At 58.7% G+C, this 13348-nt stretch carries 16 protein-coding genes; 7 read left to right on the top strand and 9 right to left on the bottom strand.

Features of this window, described 5'->3' with window-relative positions; all coding sequences use genetic code 11:
- Window positions 1-19: 19 nt before the first annotated feature.
- Both CL546_RS16020 and CL546_RS16015 read left to right on the top strand, forming a co-directional pair.
- Window positions 20-661: an MBL fold metallo-hydrolase gene (locus tag CL546_RS16020; RefSeq protein ID WP_290496715.1), complete on the top strand. Its 642-nt coding sequence runs from the start codon at window positions 20-22 to the stop codon at window positions 659-661.
- Between the two features lie 3 nt (window positions 662-664).
- Window positions 665-1198, top strand: coding sequence for a mechanosensitive ion channel domain-containing protein (locus CL546_RS16015; RefSeq protein ID WP_290496713.1), 534 nt, complete (start codon window positions 665-667; stop codon window positions 1196-1198).
- A 217-nt stretch (window positions 1199-1415) separates the two neighbouring features.
- Here the strand turns inward: CL546_RS16015 and CL546_RS16010 are convergent, their stop codons facing one another.
- Complete coding sequence (locus tag CL546_RS16010; RefSeq protein ID WP_290496711.1) at window positions 1416-2099, bottom strand: hypothetical protein; 684 nt, start codon at window positions 2097-2099, stop codon at window positions 1416-1418.
- 160 nt (window positions 2100-2259) lie between these two features.
- On the opposite strand from CL546_RS16010, the gene CL546_RS16005 reads away from it, so the two are divergent.
- The 3 genes from CL546_RS16005 to CL546_RS15995 all read left to right on the top strand — a co-directional run bounded on the left by CL546_RS16005 (window position 2260) and on the right by CL546_RS15995 (window position 3710).
- Window positions 2260-2592, top strand: a complete 333-nt coding sequence (locus CL546_RS16005; protein WP_290496710.1) for a BPTI/Kunitz-type proteinase inhibitor domain-containing protein — start codon at window positions 2260-2262, stop codon at window positions 2590-2592.
- Window positions 2589-2927 carry a DUF4870 family protein gene (locus tag CL546_RS16000; protein WP_290496709.1) on the top strand — a complete coding sequence of 113 codons (339 nt, stop codon included), beginning with the start codon at window positions 2589-2591 and terminating at the stop codon, window positions 2925-2927. The genes CL546_RS16005 and CL546_RS16000 overlap by 4 nt, the downstream gene beginning before the upstream one ends.
- Window positions 2928-3017: 90 nt before the next feature.
- On the top strand, window positions 3018-3710 hold the full coding sequence (locus CL546_RS15995; protein WP_290496707.1) for a DUF2057 domain-containing protein: 693 nt from the start codon (window positions 3018-3020) through the stop codon (window positions 3708-3710).
- Between the two features lie 129 nt (window positions 3711-3839).
- Here the strand turns inward: CL546_RS15995 and CL546_RS15990 are convergent, their stop codons facing one another.
- The gene (locus tag CL546_RS15990; protein ID WP_290496706.1) at window positions 3840-4259 is read right to left on the bottom strand and encodes a secondary thiamine-phosphate synthase enzyme YjbQ; all 420 of its coding nucleotides are present in this window, start codon (window positions 4257-4259) and stop codon (window positions 3840-3842) included.
- A gap of 89 nt (window positions 4260-4348) precedes the next feature.
- Here CL546_RS15990 and CL546_RS15985 point away from each other — a divergent pair, with 89 nt between their 5' ends.
- The gene (locus CL546_RS15985; RefSeq protein WP_290496704.1) at window positions 4349-5155 is read left to right on the top strand and encodes an SDR family NAD(P)-dependent oxidoreductase; all 807 of its coding nucleotides are present in this window, start codon (window positions 4349-4351) and stop codon (window positions 5153-5155) included.
- Window positions 5156-5265: 110 nt separating this feature from the next.
- Here the strand turns inward: CL546_RS15985 and CL546_RS15980 are convergent, their stop codons facing one another.
- Entirely contained in the window at window positions 5266-6219 is a 954-nt protein-coding gene (locus CL546_RS15980) for a 2-hydroxyacid dehydrogenase (RefSeq protein WP_290496703.1), read from the bottom strand.
- 35 nt (window positions 6220-6254) lie between these two features.
- On the opposite strand from CL546_RS15980, the gene CL546_RS15975 reads away from it, so the two are divergent.
- Window positions 6255-6923, top strand: coding sequence for a 2-thiouracil desulfurase family protein (locus CL546_RS15975; protein WP_290496701.1), 669 nt, complete (start codon window positions 6255-6257; stop codon window positions 6921-6923).
- Between the two features lie 457 nt (window positions 6924-7380).
- Here the strand turns inward: CL546_RS15975 and CL546_RS15970 are convergent, their stop codons facing one another.
- The 6 genes from CL546_RS15970 to speA all read right to left on the bottom strand — a co-directional run.
- Window positions 7381-8898, bottom strand: a complete 1518-nt coding sequence (locus CL546_RS15970; RefSeq protein ID WP_290496699.1) for a flavin-containing monooxygenase — start codon at window positions 8896-8898, stop codon at window positions 7381-7383.
- Window positions 8899-8900: 2 nt separating this feature from the next.
- The gene (locus tag CL546_RS15965; RefSeq protein ID WP_290496697.1) at window positions 8901-9749 is read right to left on the bottom strand and encodes an SDR family NAD(P)-dependent oxidoreductase; all 849 of its coding nucleotides are present in this window, start codon (window positions 9747-9749) and stop codon (window positions 8901-8903) included.
- A gap of 57 nt (window positions 9750-9806) precedes the next feature.
- On the bottom strand, window positions 9807-10736 hold the full coding sequence (locus CL546_RS15960) for a metal-dependent hydrolase (protein ID WP_290496695.1): 930 nt from the start codon (window positions 10734-10736) through the stop codon (window positions 9807-9809).
- A gap of 319 nt (window positions 10737-11055) precedes the next feature.
- The gene (locus tag CL546_RS15955) at window positions 11056-11511 is read right to left on the bottom strand and encodes a DUF4112 domain-containing protein (protein WP_290496694.1); all 456 of its coding nucleotides are present in this window, start codon (window positions 11509-11511) and stop codon (window positions 11056-11058) included.
- Window positions 11511-11855, bottom strand: a complete 345-nt coding sequence (locus CL546_RS15950) for a Rieske (2Fe-2S) protein (protein WP_007151020.1) — start codon at window positions 11853-11855, stop codon at window positions 11511-11513. The genes CL546_RS15955 and CL546_RS15950 overlap by 1 nt, the downstream gene beginning before the upstream one ends.
- Window positions 11856-12114: 259 nt before the next feature.
- Window positions 12115-13348, bottom strand: a 1234-nt coding sequence (gene speA, locus CL546_RS15945; protein WP_290496691.1) for a biosynthetic arginine decarboxylase, incomplete at its 5' end; no start/stop codon positions are given.

Genomic DNA, 13348 nt, shown 5'->3' with positions numbered 1-13348 from the left:
TTCCACCGCACAGACAGCCATGAAATACGCCATCCTGCCGGTCACCCAGTTTCAGCAGAACTGCTCTTTCCTGAAGTGCGAAGCCACCGACAAGGTCGCCATCGTCGACCCGGGCGGTGACCTGAACCAGATACTGGCGACCCTGAAGCAGGTGGGCGGCACCCCGGAGAAGATCCTGGTGACCCACGCCCACCTGGACCATGTGGGCGCCGTGGCCGAGCTGGCCGAAACCTTGGGGTTGCCCATTGAAGGGCCGCACCGCGATGACCAGTTCTGGATCGACATGTTGCCCCAGCAGGCACAGATGATGGGCTTTGCCCCTTCACCGCCGTTCACCCCAAACCGCTGGTTGGAAGGCGGCGATACCGTCACCGTGGGCAGCACCCAGCTGGAAGTCCGCCATTGCCCCGGCCACACACCCGGGCACATCGTGTTCTATCAGCATGAAAGCAAACTGGCCGTGGTCGGAGATGTGCTGTTCAACGGCTCCATCGGCCGTACCGACTTCCCCAAGGGGGATTTCGACACCCTGATCACCGCCATCAAGGAGCAGCTGCTGACTCTGGATGACGACGTCTCCTTTATTCCCGGGCACGGGCCCATGTCCACCATCGGCCACGAACGTACCCACAACCCCTTTGTTTCAGGCAAGCACGGATAGAACATGGATTCAGTAGTAATGAAATGGGGACTCACCGTCGTCATCGCTATTCTGGGTTGGGCCCTGTCCATCCTGCTGCGCGGCATCACCAAACGGCTGGGTCGGCGCCGCAATTACTCCCGCGCCCGTATCTTCCAGACAGCCGTAGTCATCAACAGCGCCAGCCTGATCATCAGCCTGATCGCTATTGGCGTGTTGTGGGGATTGAAAGGCGACGGCCTGATGGTGTTTGCCACCTCACTGATGGCGTTGCTCGGCGTGGCGTTGTTTGCCAGCTGGTCCATGCTCAGCAACGCCACCGCGGCCATTATTCTGTTCTTCAGCGCGCCCTATAGAGTGGGGGACCGCATTCGCCTGCTGGACGGCGACAATACTGTCACCGGGCAGATTCGTCACATGGGGCTGATCTTCATCACCATTCAGGATGAACTGGGCCACCGCTACACCCTTCCCAACAACCTGCTGCTGCAAAAAGCCGTGATCCGCCTGCGCGGCGACACCCTGCCCCGGGATCAGAAACACATGCGGGCAGATTAACGGTCACAACGCTCGGCTCGTGCCCCTGTAGAAGTTCCTTTCCAGGGGACGAACCGAGCGCAGCAAGGCGACAAGCTTTCAGACTCTATTTTGGGTAGGCGGTCTTGATGGGGCAGAAAAGACAGAGTGAGCTGCAGACGATGTGCGGTTCGTCCCCTGGAAGGGAACTCCTGCAACGGCTCCGCAGCGACCTCCAGGGAGCCACGCAAGCGCGTCGCTACATCCTGTAGCCAAAGCTCAACATGTACTGGGTACCATCGTAGGGAAAATCCGCAATGGCATCGTTGAAATCCATCTCTACGGTCTGCTCGCGCACCACAAGCCCGAACTCCGCGTTGCCTCCCACGGAAAAGATCAGCCCCAGCGAGGCGTAAGCCCCATAGCCAAAACTGAAATCCCGGTCATCCCCGTTCACCACCACCGCCGTACTCAGCGGCTGGGGGTAAGGCTTGTCTTGTTCCTGCTTCAGTGAGCCCATCAACAACATGGGGCCGCCGGAGACAAACAACCGCGCGCGATCACTGAAATTGATATCCCCGTAGCCACCCAGCAGGGTGCCGAACAGGAACATCTCGTTCTCCACCTTGACGTTCACGGTGGCGCCGCCATTCACCACCCCCGAATAACTCACTGAATCGTTCTGCCAGCTGACCAGCGCACCGCCTTCATAGCCGTAACGAAAGCGATCGCCGCCCCCCAGAATTTTCTGCACCCCGCCGGTGAAGAACGGCAAATCATCGTAATCCCCATCCAGCGTGGCGCCATTGGCGGTCACCGTGGTGTCTTCATCGCTCAGCTGCAGCTTGCCCGCCTGCAGAAACATATATTGAGCATCCTGGGCCCAGGCCGGCGCCGCCAGCAGCCCACCCACCAGGCTGATAATCCGCAACCCTTGTCTCACCGGTTTCCCCCTTCTGTAGCACCTTGAAAGCACCAGCATAGTGCAGATTTTCCACCAAGAACATGAACCGGTTACCGCCGCATTCAGAGTCCGGTAAAGTAGCAGTAACGGAGAATACCCGGCCCCACGGAGGGAACCGGAAACCCATAAAGGAACGACCATGCGAACCCTGCTGCTTCCCCTTATTACAGCCTTGATTGCCGCCGCTGCCCTGCTCGGTGGCTGCCAGAACAATCAGGAACCTGGCACCGCCACACTCCCGGATGCCTGCTCCCAGCCGCCGGAATCCGGCATGTGCAAAGCTGCATTCCAGCGCTATTACTACGATGCCGACACCGGCAGCTGTCAGGCCTTTATCTGGGGCGGCTGCAAGGGTAGCGTGCCGTTTGAAACCATGAAGGCTTGCACCCAGGCCTGTAATGCCACCGGCAGTCCGGCTCCCGCCAAGGGTGCCCCCGTCAGCACATCCGCCACCAAAGAGGCCCAGCAATGAGTAACACCAGCACCGCCAGCCTGGCACGTGTCGTCTACGTACTGCACCTGGTCGGCCTGATCACCGGCGGGCTCACGGCCATCGTCGGCGTCATCATCGCCCACCTTCATGCCGGCGAAGCCTCGCCACCGCTGCGCGAACACTTTCGTTTCCAGTACCGCACCTTCTGGATTGGCTTGCTGTACTGGTTCATCGCCGGCATCACCACCCTGGCCCTGATTGGCTGGCTGCTGATGGTGGTGATCACCATCTGGTGGATCGTACGCTGTGCCCGGGGCCTGAGCGCCCTGAACCGCAACCAGCCCCCCGGCAAGATCGACACCTGGGGCTTTTGATAGCACTCCGGACCATCTGTCACATAAATGACACAGATGCCGGCCAGACTGGCCGGCTCGCGCCCCTCAACCCGCTCCCAAGGAGAAGTCATGTTGTCCCTGCGCCTGCTTACCCTCACCCTCTGCACCCTGTTTCTCGCCGCCTGCGCCCGCAGCCCGGTAGTCCAGCTGTACGACGGCCCGGCCAAAGCCGACAGCCAGGTGCTCACCGTGAAGGTGCCCAGCGAAATTGAAGTGTTCACCATCAACGGCAAGGAAGTGGAAGGCGTGAACACCTTCTTCGCCACCGATTTCAAGGAACTGAAACTGGCCCCCGGCCGCTATGAGATTCTCGCTTACTACAAGGAGCTGTGGCAGCTGGATGCGGACAACCATGAAATCGTGAAAAGTAACCCGGCCAACTTCACTATCGAAGGCGCGCCTGGCGAGGAATGGCTGCTGGGGTTCAATACGCCACAGGACGTGGACGAGGCACGCGCCATGGAAGACAGCTTCTACGGTTGGGTGGAAAATACCAAAAACGGTGAACGCGTAGACGCGCAAAAGTCTGAGCTGATTCTTAATCGCGGCTTTCTGGCCCCCATCACCGGCGAAGAAGTCACCACGGCCACATCCAATAACGTGGCGCCACAGGCAGGGACAGAGGCAACCACAACCGCTTCCAACGCAACAAAAGGTACTAGCGTAGCACCGGAAGCCAACTACCTGGACACCCTGAAAGCCCAGTGGAAACAAGCCACCGCAGAAGAGCGCCGCGAATTCCTGCAATGGATTGCGGAATAACGAAAAACGAAACGAGTTACGAGTTACGAGTTACGAGTTGCGAAAATCAAAGGAAAGACCACTGGCCCGTGAGGGGACGGGTTTTTCTCTTCGAAACTCGCAACTCGCAACTCGAAACTGCTTTCCCCCTTACTCCCCCTGAATCGTCGCCACGACCCGCCTTGCACCACCGTGGTCGCGGTGTTCGCACAGATAAATGCCCTGCCAGGTGCCTAGCGCCAGCTGCCCAGCCCGAATCGGGATCGTCAGCGAAGGCCCGATCAGTACGCTCTTGATATGCGCAGGCATGTCGTCCGGCCCTTCCAAGGTATGTTCATAGTAAGGCGCGTTCTCCGGCACCATCACGTTCAGGTGACGCTCCAGATCCCCTCGCACATCCGGGTCAGCATTTTCATTGATGGTCAGCGAGGCGGAGGTATGCTGAATAAACAGGTGTAACAACCCCACCTCGATCTCCGCCAGCACCGGCAAGGCAGTCACCACCTCCCGTGTCACCAGATGGCAACCGCGCCGTTTGGCCGGCAACGTGACAATGTCCTGAAACCACATCTTCGTCCCCTTTGGACCTTGGCCCCCGGTGCCGTAAACGGCAGACTCCAGTGTCTGTATTTTTACCGCACAGCATTCAAGGGGTATGCATGAAACTCAAAGGCCAGACCATTGTACTCACCGGCGCCTCCAGTGGCATCGGCGCTGAAGCGGCCAAAATCATGGCACGAAAAGGCGCCACCCTGTGCCTGGTAGCTCGCCGTGAGGAGCAACTCAAAGAGGTTCAGCAGGCGATTGCAGCCCAGGGCGGCACCGCCTTTATCTACCCCTGCGATCTCAGTGACAACGCGGCCATCGAGGCCTGTGCCGCGCGCATTCTCACTGAACATACCCGCATTGATGCGCTGGTGAACAACGCCGCCCATTCCATTCGCCGCCCCATCGAGCAGTCTTTCGAGCGCCTGCACGATTACCAGCGCACCATACAGCTGAACTATATCGGCGCCGTGGCCATGACCCTGCAATTCCTGCCTCGCTTCCAACAACAGGGACACGGCCATGTGGTGAACATTTCCAGCCTGTCCACGCAGATTCCGATCCCACTGTTCTCCGCCTACCTGGCCAGCAAGAGCGCACTGGAATCCTTCACCCGCTCGCTGGAAGCGGAGATGGGTCATCAAGGCATCAGCACCACCGTGGTCTACTTCCCCATGGTGCGCACGCCCATGTCTTCGCGCACGGCCATCTATAAGTACATGCCGATGATGCACGTGGAAAAAGCCGCAGGCTGGATTGTAGAAGCCTGTGAAAAACGCCCGGCGCGCATCGCCCGCCCCATGGGAAAACTCGGCAGCGTGCTACTTGCCGCCGCACCAGGGCCGGTAACGCGACTGCCCCAACCCTTGTTTCGCGGCATGGATAAAATGCTCGCCAGCCGGTTAAAGAAAAAGCGTTAAAGGCAGGAGCGAGTGACGAGAAGCGAGTCGCGAAATTCACAATAGAAACCTTTCAAATCCGTTTGGTTTTGCTTCTCGTAACTCGCTGCTCGCAACTCGTCACTGTCTTTCTAACTCACCACATTGATCGGCGATCCCGCCTGCCATTGACGAATATTCTCCACCACCCCATCCAGCACCCGTTGCCGGGATTCCCGGGTGCCCCAGGCGTTGTGTGGGGTAATCAGCAGGTTGGGGATGCCGCCGGCAAGCAACGGATGGTCCGCCGGCGGTGGCTCGCTGCTGAGCACATCCAGGCCCGCCCCACCGAGTTGACCACTGCGTAACGCGTCTACCAACGCCGCCTCATCAATCAGGCCTCCACGGGCGGTATTCAGCAGCAAAGCGCCGGGTTTCATCTGCGACAGAAACGCCGCATCCACCAGCTTGTCGGTCTGCGGTGTTAACGGGCAATGCAGGCTGATCACATCCGCCGCCGGCAACAGTTCAGCCATCGGCACCCGCCCGGACGGATTGCCCTGGGCCTGAAACGATTCGGCAACCTTCACCGTCATGCCGAACGCCTCCGCCAGGCGGGCGGCCTCCCGCCCCAGATCCCCGTAACCGATCACCCCAAAGGTTTTCCCCGCCAATTCCGTCATGGGATGGTCAAGCAGACAGAACTGGGGCGCCTGACTCCAGCCCCCCGAACGCACATCCTCATGGTAGGCAGTCAGCCGGGCCGCCAGCGATAGCAACAGCGCCATCGTATGCTGCGCCACCGACGCGCGGGCATAGCCCGTCACATTGCACACGGTAATGCCCTGGTCCGCCGCCGCCTGCAAATCCACATTATTGGTACCGGTGGCACAAATGCAGATAAGCTTGAGGGACGGGCAGGCTTTCAGCGTGGCGGCATCAAGTACCACCTTGTTGGTCACCACCACCTGCACACCGTCCAGCCGGGCCACACGTTGGTCGGCGCGGGTCTGCGGGTAAAGGGTCCACGACAACATATTGTCGAAGGCGGTGAAGTCCAGCTCGTCGGGAACCAGGGTATCGGTATCCAGAAAAACGCCTTGCATAACCTGTCACCTTTGGGGAAGAAGGGAGACCTGCCATGCTAACGGATTTGCTGGAAAAAATGGGCTTTGACCTGCCTCAACAGGACTGGGAAAAGCCCGTCGTCGGCGTCAGCGCCTGCCTCACCGGCCAAAAGGTAAGGTACGACGGCGACCACAAACACAACGCCATTCTGGTCCACCAGCTGGGGCCCTTGCTGCGCTTTCGGGAAACCTGCCCGGAAGTGGCCATTGGCCTGCCCGTGCCGCGCCCGCCCATTCAGGTGGTGCAGCTCGACGACCAACTGCGGGTGCGCGGCGTGGACCAGCCACAGCAGGATGTCACCGACGCCCTGGAAAACGTAGCCGCCACCCTGCAGCCTCCCCTGAGCGGTTTTGTGCTGAAAGCCCGCTCACCCAGTTGCGGCTACCTGAGCACCCCGGTGCACAACCCTCAGGGGCAACAGATTGGCATGGCCTCTGGCGCCTTTGCCCGCAAACTCCATGAGCTGTTTCCACGCATTCCGCTGGCCAACGAGGAAGACCTGGAAAAACCCGCCTTCCTGCAGGCGTTTTTGTTGCATGTGTATTGCTACCACCAATGGCACCACAACGAGCAACAGGGACAGTGGCTCAATCACATGCAGGAACAAACCGAACAACTGGACGAACCGCTACTCAGCGGCATGCGCCAGTATCTGGAAAAGCTCGGGCAGGCCATGCATTGAAATCAAGATGTCGGGTTACGGCTACGCCCTAACACGACCTACGAATAAGAATGCGAGGTTCTTGTAGGTCGAATTAGGCCGAAGGCCGTAATCCGACACCACAGCCGGAATCGCTTCCAGACACAAAAAAACGCACGGCCCGAAGACCGTGCGTTTTCTTTTTACCCGTACCGCCTTGTCACGATGCCTTGCGCAGCACCTCTTCATCAGGGCCTGTTCACATTAATTCCGTAGCCCCTGCTGGAGTCATTTTTTTGTCCAGTAGTTCCAACCGATGCGCAGTGTAGTTGCTCTACATAAGTAGCGGTTGGAGCTGCTGGACGGAAAAAGGGCCCAGCCCTTCGGGTTGTGGCCCCAAATGCGCCACTCGTTGTTGCTCGTCGTTCATTTGGAAACACCAAACATCTCTTCTCGCGCCTAGATTGGCGCATTTTGGGCCGCAACAGGGGCCACGTAATTAGTGTGAACAGGCCCTAAGATACGTCACCTCATAGTCATCCAGCTTGAAGGCACTCAGCTTTTTCTTCAGCGCCGCCAGCGACCAGGGCCAGGCGGCAAAGTTACGGCCGTTCTGGTCCAGGTAGTAGCTCTTGCAGCCACCACTGTTGAACACCGTGCCCTTCAGGTGTTTTTGCACCTTGTCGTTGTGCTGCTTGAGCACATCCGGGCGAATGGTGATTTTGCCGATATCATTGGCCTTCACTTTTTTCAGACCATCGATGATGTAATCCAGCTGTGCCTCGGCCAGGCCGATAAAGGAGTCATACACCAATACGTTCGGCCCCAGCACCAGAAACGCATTCGGCGTATTCTCCAGGGTCGCGCCCAGATACGCTTCCGGCGAGCTGTCTTTCCACAGGTCCGACAACCGATCACCATTGGCATTCACCACCTTGCTGCCAATCGGCGGATGCGACACATCAAAGCCGGTGCCCCAGATAACCACATCCACTTCATGGCGCTCCCCGTTAGCGGCGATAACCGTGTTGCCATCCACTTCCACCAGGCCATGGGGAATCAGGTTGGCGTTATCCGCCTGCAGGGCCGGGTAGTAATCGTTGGCGAACAGGATGCGCTTGCAGCCCAGAGTAAAGTCCGGCGTTACCGCCTTGCGCAACGCCTTGTCACTAATTTGCACGCGCAACAACTGCTTCGCCGCCGTGCTGACAGGCTTCAACACATTGGGATTACGCAGGCCAAAATTGATGGCATTCAGGGACGTGGCCACCGCCTTGCGCCAGCCACGCTGAATCACCGGCAACGCTTCAATAGTACGCTTGCTTCGGTCACCCAGGGGCAGGTCCGGCTTCGGCAGCACCCAGGGTGCGGTGCGCTGGAACACGAACAGCTCTTTCACCTTGGGCTGAATCTGCGGCACGAACTGGATCGCCGAGGCACCGGTACCAATCACCGCCACCCGCTTGCCGGTCAGATCGTAATCATGGTTCCACTTGGCGGAATGGAACATCTCGCCGGTGAAACTTTCCAGCCCCGGCAGCGCGGGGATTCTGGACTCCGTAATCGGCCCGGTGGCAAAAATCACCGTCCGCGCCAGGTACTGCCCGCTGGACGTGTCCAGCACCCACAGGTGGCGGCTTTCATCCCAGGTGGCAGCGTCCAGCGAGGTATTGAATTCAATCAACCGGGTGATGCCAAACTTGGTGCTCACGTCTTCCAGGTAATCGAGAATTTCCGGCTGCTTGGCAAACAGATGGCTCCACTTGCTGCTCAACGCAAACGAATAGGAATACAGTGAAGACGGCACATCACAACCACAGCCCGGGTAGGTATTTTCCCGCCAGGTGCCGCCCACGCGATCCGCCTTCTCGATAATCTTGAAATCGTTATAGCCTTCTTTTTTCAGCTTGATCGCTGCGGCGATACCGGAAATGCCGGCACCGACGATAAAGGAATCATGAATTTTTTCGGCCGACGCCTTGCGCGCAGCGGTCTTGGTCTTTTTTGCAGCGGCCATGGTTATGCCCCCTTGTGACTGACAAAGCGATAAGAGAAACCCAGGAACTTGGCGTACAGGTTGGGCGACGCCCGCTTCATCATCCAGAACAGCTTGGCGTCGACCTGGGGCGTGGTGTACAGCTCGCCCTTGTCCAGACGGTTCAGGGTCAGCCTGGCCACATCGTCACTGGTGGTCATGGCGTAGTTCATCAACGCATGGTCCGCCAGCCTGGAGTAACGGCCGGGGATACGGCCGTTCTTGATGATGTTGGTCGGCACCAGCGTCGGGCAGAGTACATTCACGCGAATGTTGTCCCTGGCCAGTTCCGAGAACAGGGTTTCGGACAGGGCACGCACACCGGCCTTGGTCACGTTATAAGCGCTCATTTCCGGTGCCGCCGTGTAAGATGCGGCGGAGGCCACGTTAATAATCGCGCCGCGCCCCAGCTTCTTGAAACCGGGCACAAAGTAGTGGCAGCCATGGATCACGCCCCACAGGTTCACGTGCATGCACCACTTCCAGTCATCCAGGCTCAGCTCATCGAACTTGCCACCCAGGCCCACGCCGGCGTTGTTGATGATCATGGTTGCCGGGTGGCCCAGCAAGGCTTCAGATTCCTCAGCCAGTTTTTTCACCTGCGCTTCTTCACCCACGTCGCAGTGAATGGCGAAGCCTTTGGCGCCTTGGGCTTCCAATAACGCCACGGTTTCCTGTGCCGCTTCCAGATTCACATCCGCACAGACCACGGCACCGCCACGCTTGGCCAGTTCCAGTGCAAAACTCCGGCCGATACCACTACCGGCACCGGTCACTACCGCATAGGCGTTCTTGCTGGGTTTGGCAAAACGCTGCTTCAAAAAAGTCATCATCTTGATTATCTCAACAGGTTATCGACGACACGCCCCGAAGCGGGCATGCCACGAAAATCAGGCGCGCAGTTTCGGCACGAATTCCTTGACCAGATACGGCGATAACAGACCCGTCTTCGGGTTCAGCAGCTTCTCCTTGTAATACTCAAGGTAGGCGGTGGTGTCGTGGTCGTTGGGATGAAAGTCGCGACGCAGGTAATCCAGAATGTGCTTAACCGTGCTGCCGTAAACGCCGTCTTTCGGGCCAGCCAGAAACACCAGGCTGGTTTTCACGTCTTTCCAGAAACGCAGGCTCAGCAGCTTGGTGGGCTTGCGATACACCGGAATGGCGGCGCCACCCAGCGGCACCAGGAACATGATGGTAAAGGCCGCCAGCGCAAAGCCACTCACCCGCAGCGGGTAGTTACCGGATAAGGTCTCGTAGACATCATAGGCAATGTCCTTGTGCTCGGACTCTTCCAGCATGTGCCACATCCACAGAGCGCGCTGCTTTTCATCACCGGTTTCGTAGAAGACGGCCTCGTTCTTCATCATGTATTCGGCCAACACCGCCGTGAAATGCTCAATCCCCGCCATCAGGGACAGCTGCATGCGGTTAGGCAGTTTCTTGAAGCCATACTCGAACACGTTGTCTGCCAGGAAACGGTAGAGCGCCACCGGGTAGCGATGCTCGGCGAGGGTATCGTTAAACTCGTCGTGCATTTTGGAGTGAATGGCTTCCTGGCCAATCAACGCCGTCACCCGCTGCTTCAGCACCGGGTCCTTGAGAAACTGGCGGTGGTAGCGGGCCGTGTCGATCACCAGCTCTTCGCCAAAGGTCAGGAAGATAGACAGCGCCTGAAAGTACGCAGTGGCAAACTCCGTATCTTTAAAGAAGGTGGTGTCGAGATCCTTGGCATCAAATTTGAAATCCATATGCCGGATGGGCACCTCGGGAGCGTTCCCGACGGTTTTCGGCGCGTATTGATGAAGGGTTGCAGTACTCATGAGGGTCACCTGTGTACGTGAGGCCAACGCCTGTAAAAAGTGGCTGCCGCAGGCAACGCATCACCTACACCATCCACAGTTACATTGATGGGTGACACAGTAAAGCGAATGCTTGTTCGGATTCAATTCGGATTGATTCTCCGCCACGGCACAAGCCGCAAAAAGCCGAAGAGAAGAAGGGGTATCACCTGGAATAAAGGGGACCCGGGTAAGTAAGCGCAAACAAACACGACCAACTCAGGCCACTTTTTGTCGGCCAGAGTCGGCCGTCATGAACAGTAAACAGGCAGAAAACCCGGCGACGGGCGCCGGGCATGGATCAAAGGATCAAGGTCAAACCGCCAGTAACCACGGCAAAGAGCACCGTCAGCCAGACCAGTGTCCACCACGGGAACGGCGGCGGGGGCGGCTCCACTTCCAGCTGCTTTTCCAGATAATTCTTCAGCAGCTTGGTGTTGCGGGTATTGGCTTTGTAGATGGCATCAAAAGCATCGCCCACCACCGGCAACAAGCCACCCAGGAAGTCGATGCCCATGTTGCGCAACATGCGCAGTTTTACGCCTTTGCTGGCGCCTGCGCGGTGGGCCTCCACCAGCACATAGCTGCCCAGCACCAGGCCCGCCGCATCACCAACGATCGGCACCAGGCCAATAATCGCTTCGGCGCCAATCTGAAACTTGGTAAAGGGAATGCCAATACTGCTATCAGTGAAGCGGCTGAATTTTTCCAGTCGCGCCAGCGCGGCTTCCTGCTGCGCCTTACTCGGGTTTGCCATTAGATCTCCACGTACAGCTGGCCGTCTTCTTCGGTTACTGGCCAGGTTTCCAGGGCTTTCTCACCCCGCACCACATTCAGCATCTGCACCCCCGGCGGGAAATTCGCCCACTCGGAGACTTCACCGGTGCGGATATCAAACTTGGCCCGATGCAACGGGCACTGCACACACTGGTCCTTGAGAATCTTGCCTTTGCCTAGCGACGCAAACATATGGGTGCAGCGCGCCTGGGTGGCGTAGAAGCCATCACTCAGGTGGTACACCACCAATTTGGTGTCCCCCGCCTTCATGGCGCGGCTTTGTCCTTCGGGTAGATCCTGGCTGGCACAGAGTTCATAACGCATGGTGCTCTCCTTGCTGGCTGAAATTTTGTTGTGGGCTACGAGTCGCTACGACGCACCTGTAGGAGTTCCCTTCCAGGGGACGAACCTTGCGCAGCAAGGAAATCGCCCGCAGGGCACTCAGGCCTTACCGCACTCGACAGGTTTCATTCATGGCATTGCGGAATCCAGGAAATCTCTGTCGCCTCGCTACGCTCGGTTCGCGCCTCGAGAGGCGCTCCTACAGCGGCTTCGTCGAAATGCATTTTGTGGCCGCGCTTCGCTACTCTAAATACGTATACCCTGCCAGGCCCTCACGTACCAGCGCGATAAAACCTTCTTGCTCGGCATCATTCAGATGCGCCTGGCGGCAATGTTGCTCCAGAGACGCCAGCAGCTTGTCGGTATCGTAGTTCACGTAGCGTAGCACCGAGCTCACCGTGTCGCCGTGAATGGCGTGGTCGAGCACGATGTTGCCGTTGTCATCCACGTCCACATCCACGGAATCCGTATCGCCGAACAGGTTGTGCATGTCGCCGAGGATTTCCTGGTACGCGCCCACCATGAAAATGCCCAAATGCCCGTTGAGCTGCTCCGGCAGCGGCAAGGTGGCCTCCACCCCTTCGCCATCCACGAACTGGTCGATGCGGCCATCGGAATCGCAGGTAATGTCCTGAATCACCGCCCGGCGGGTGGCGGGTTTATCCAGACCGGACAGCGGCAGCACCGGGAACACCTGGTTGATGCCCCACACATCCGGCACCGACTGGAACACGGAGAAGTTCACGAACAACTTGTCCGCCAGGGTTTCGTTGAGGCTATCGAGCAGTTCCCGCTGCTGCTTGCGCAGCGGATTCAGACGACCGCGCAGGGCCAGCAGGCAATTGATGTATAACTGCTCCCCGCGCGCCCGCGCCGCCAAACCCAGCTCACCGGCAATATAACGCTGGTGAATGTCCTGCCAGGCGCCGGTCACTTCCGAGAAGCGTTCCAGCAAATTGCCCGGCTCGCCACTCAGCACCTGTTGCAGCTCCCACAATTGCAGTAGCTCAGCCGCCTCATCCGCAGCGGGCGCCTCCACCGCCACCGGCGCCATCTGCTCCTGATCGGTGATGTTCACCAATAGCACCGCGTGGTGGGCAGTCAGCGCCCGACCGGATTCGGAAATAATGTTCGGCTCCGGCGCGCCGTGCTCCGCGCACTGCTGCTGCAGGGTCTGCACGATATGGCGGGCGTAGTCGGCCACGCCGTAGTTCATGGAACAATAAGAGCGCGAGTGGGTGCCTTCATAATCCACCCCCAGGCCGCCGCCCACATCCACGGTTTCCACTGCCGCGCCCAGGGCGCGCATCTCGGTGTAGTAACGGGCCGCTTCGCGCATGCCTGCTTTAATATCCTGAATATTCGCCACCTGAGAGCCCAGGTGGAAATGCAGCAGCTTCACGCAGTCCAGCCGCCCGGCGGCACGGCAATGCTCGATGGCCGCCATCAGCTGCGGCGCACTCAGGCCGAACTTG

Origin of the sequence: Alcanivorax sp., from assembly GCF_002726155.1 — a bacterium.
Lineage (GTDB): Bacteria > Pseudomonadota > Gammaproteobacteria > Pseudomonadales > Alcanivoracaceae > Alcanivorax.
This window is presented reverse-complemented; position numbering and strand designations above follow the sequence as displayed.

What these genes read in the sequence shown, in the direction of transcription:
- CL546_RS16020 (WP_290496715.1), top strand. Translation starts at nt 20, where the DNA reads ATGAAATACGCCATCCTGCCGGTCACCCAGTTTCAGCAGAACTGCTCT.
- CL546_RS16015 (WP_290496713.1), top strand. Translation starts at nt 665, where the DNA reads ATGGATTCAGTAGTAATGAAATGGGGACTCACCGTCGTCATCGCTATT.
- CL546_RS16005 (WP_290496710.1), top strand. Translation starts at nt 2,260, where the DNA reads ATGCGAACCCTGCTGCTTCCCCTTATTACAGCCTTGATTGCCGCCGCT.
- CL546_RS16000 (WP_290496709.1), top strand. Translation starts at nt 2,589, where the DNA reads ATGAGTAACACCAGCACCGCCAGCCTGGCACGTGTCGTCTACGTACTG.
- CL546_RS15995 (WP_290496707.1), top strand. Translation starts at nt 3,018, where the DNA reads ATGTTGTCCCTGCGCCTGCTTACCCTCACCCTCTGCACCCTGTTTCTC.
- CL546_RS15990 (WP_290496706.1), bottom strand. Translation starts at nt 4,259, where the DNA reads ATGTGGTTTCAGGACATTGTCACGTTGCCGGCCAAACGGCGCGGTTGC.
- CL546_RS15985 (WP_290496704.1), top strand. Translation starts at nt 4,349, where the DNA reads ATGAAACTCAAAGGCCAGACCATTGTACTCACCGGCGCCTCCAGTGGC.
- CL546_RS15980 (WP_290496703.1), bottom strand. Translation starts at nt 6,219, where the DNA reads ATGCAAGGCGTTTTTCTGGATACCGATACCCTGGTTCCCGACGAGCTG.
- CL546_RS15975 (WP_290496701.1), top strand. Translation starts at nt 6,255, where the DNA reads ATGCTAACGGATTTGCTGGAAAAAATGGGCTTTGACCTGCCTCAACAG.
- CL546_RS15970 (WP_290496699.1), bottom strand. Translation starts at nt 8,898, where the DNA reads ATGGCCGCTGCAAAAAAGACCAAGACCGCTGCGCGCAAGGCGTCGGCC.
- CL546_RS15965 (WP_290496697.1), bottom strand. Translation starts at nt 9,749, where the DNA reads ATGATGACTTTTTTGAAGCAGCGTTTTGCCAAACCCAGCAAGAACGCC.
- CL546_RS15960 (WP_290496695.1), bottom strand. Translation starts at nt 10,736, where the DNA reads ATGAGTACTGCAACCCTTCATCAATACGCGCCGAAAACCGTCGGGAAC.
- CL546_RS15955 (WP_290496694.1), bottom strand. Translation starts at nt 11,511, where the DNA reads ATGGCAAACCCGAGTAAGGCGCAGCAGGAAGCCGCGCTGGCGCGACTG.
- CL546_RS15950 (WP_007151020.1), bottom strand. Translation starts at nt 11,855, where the DNA reads ATGCGTTATGAACTCTGTGCCAGCCAGGATCTACCCGAAGGACAAAGC.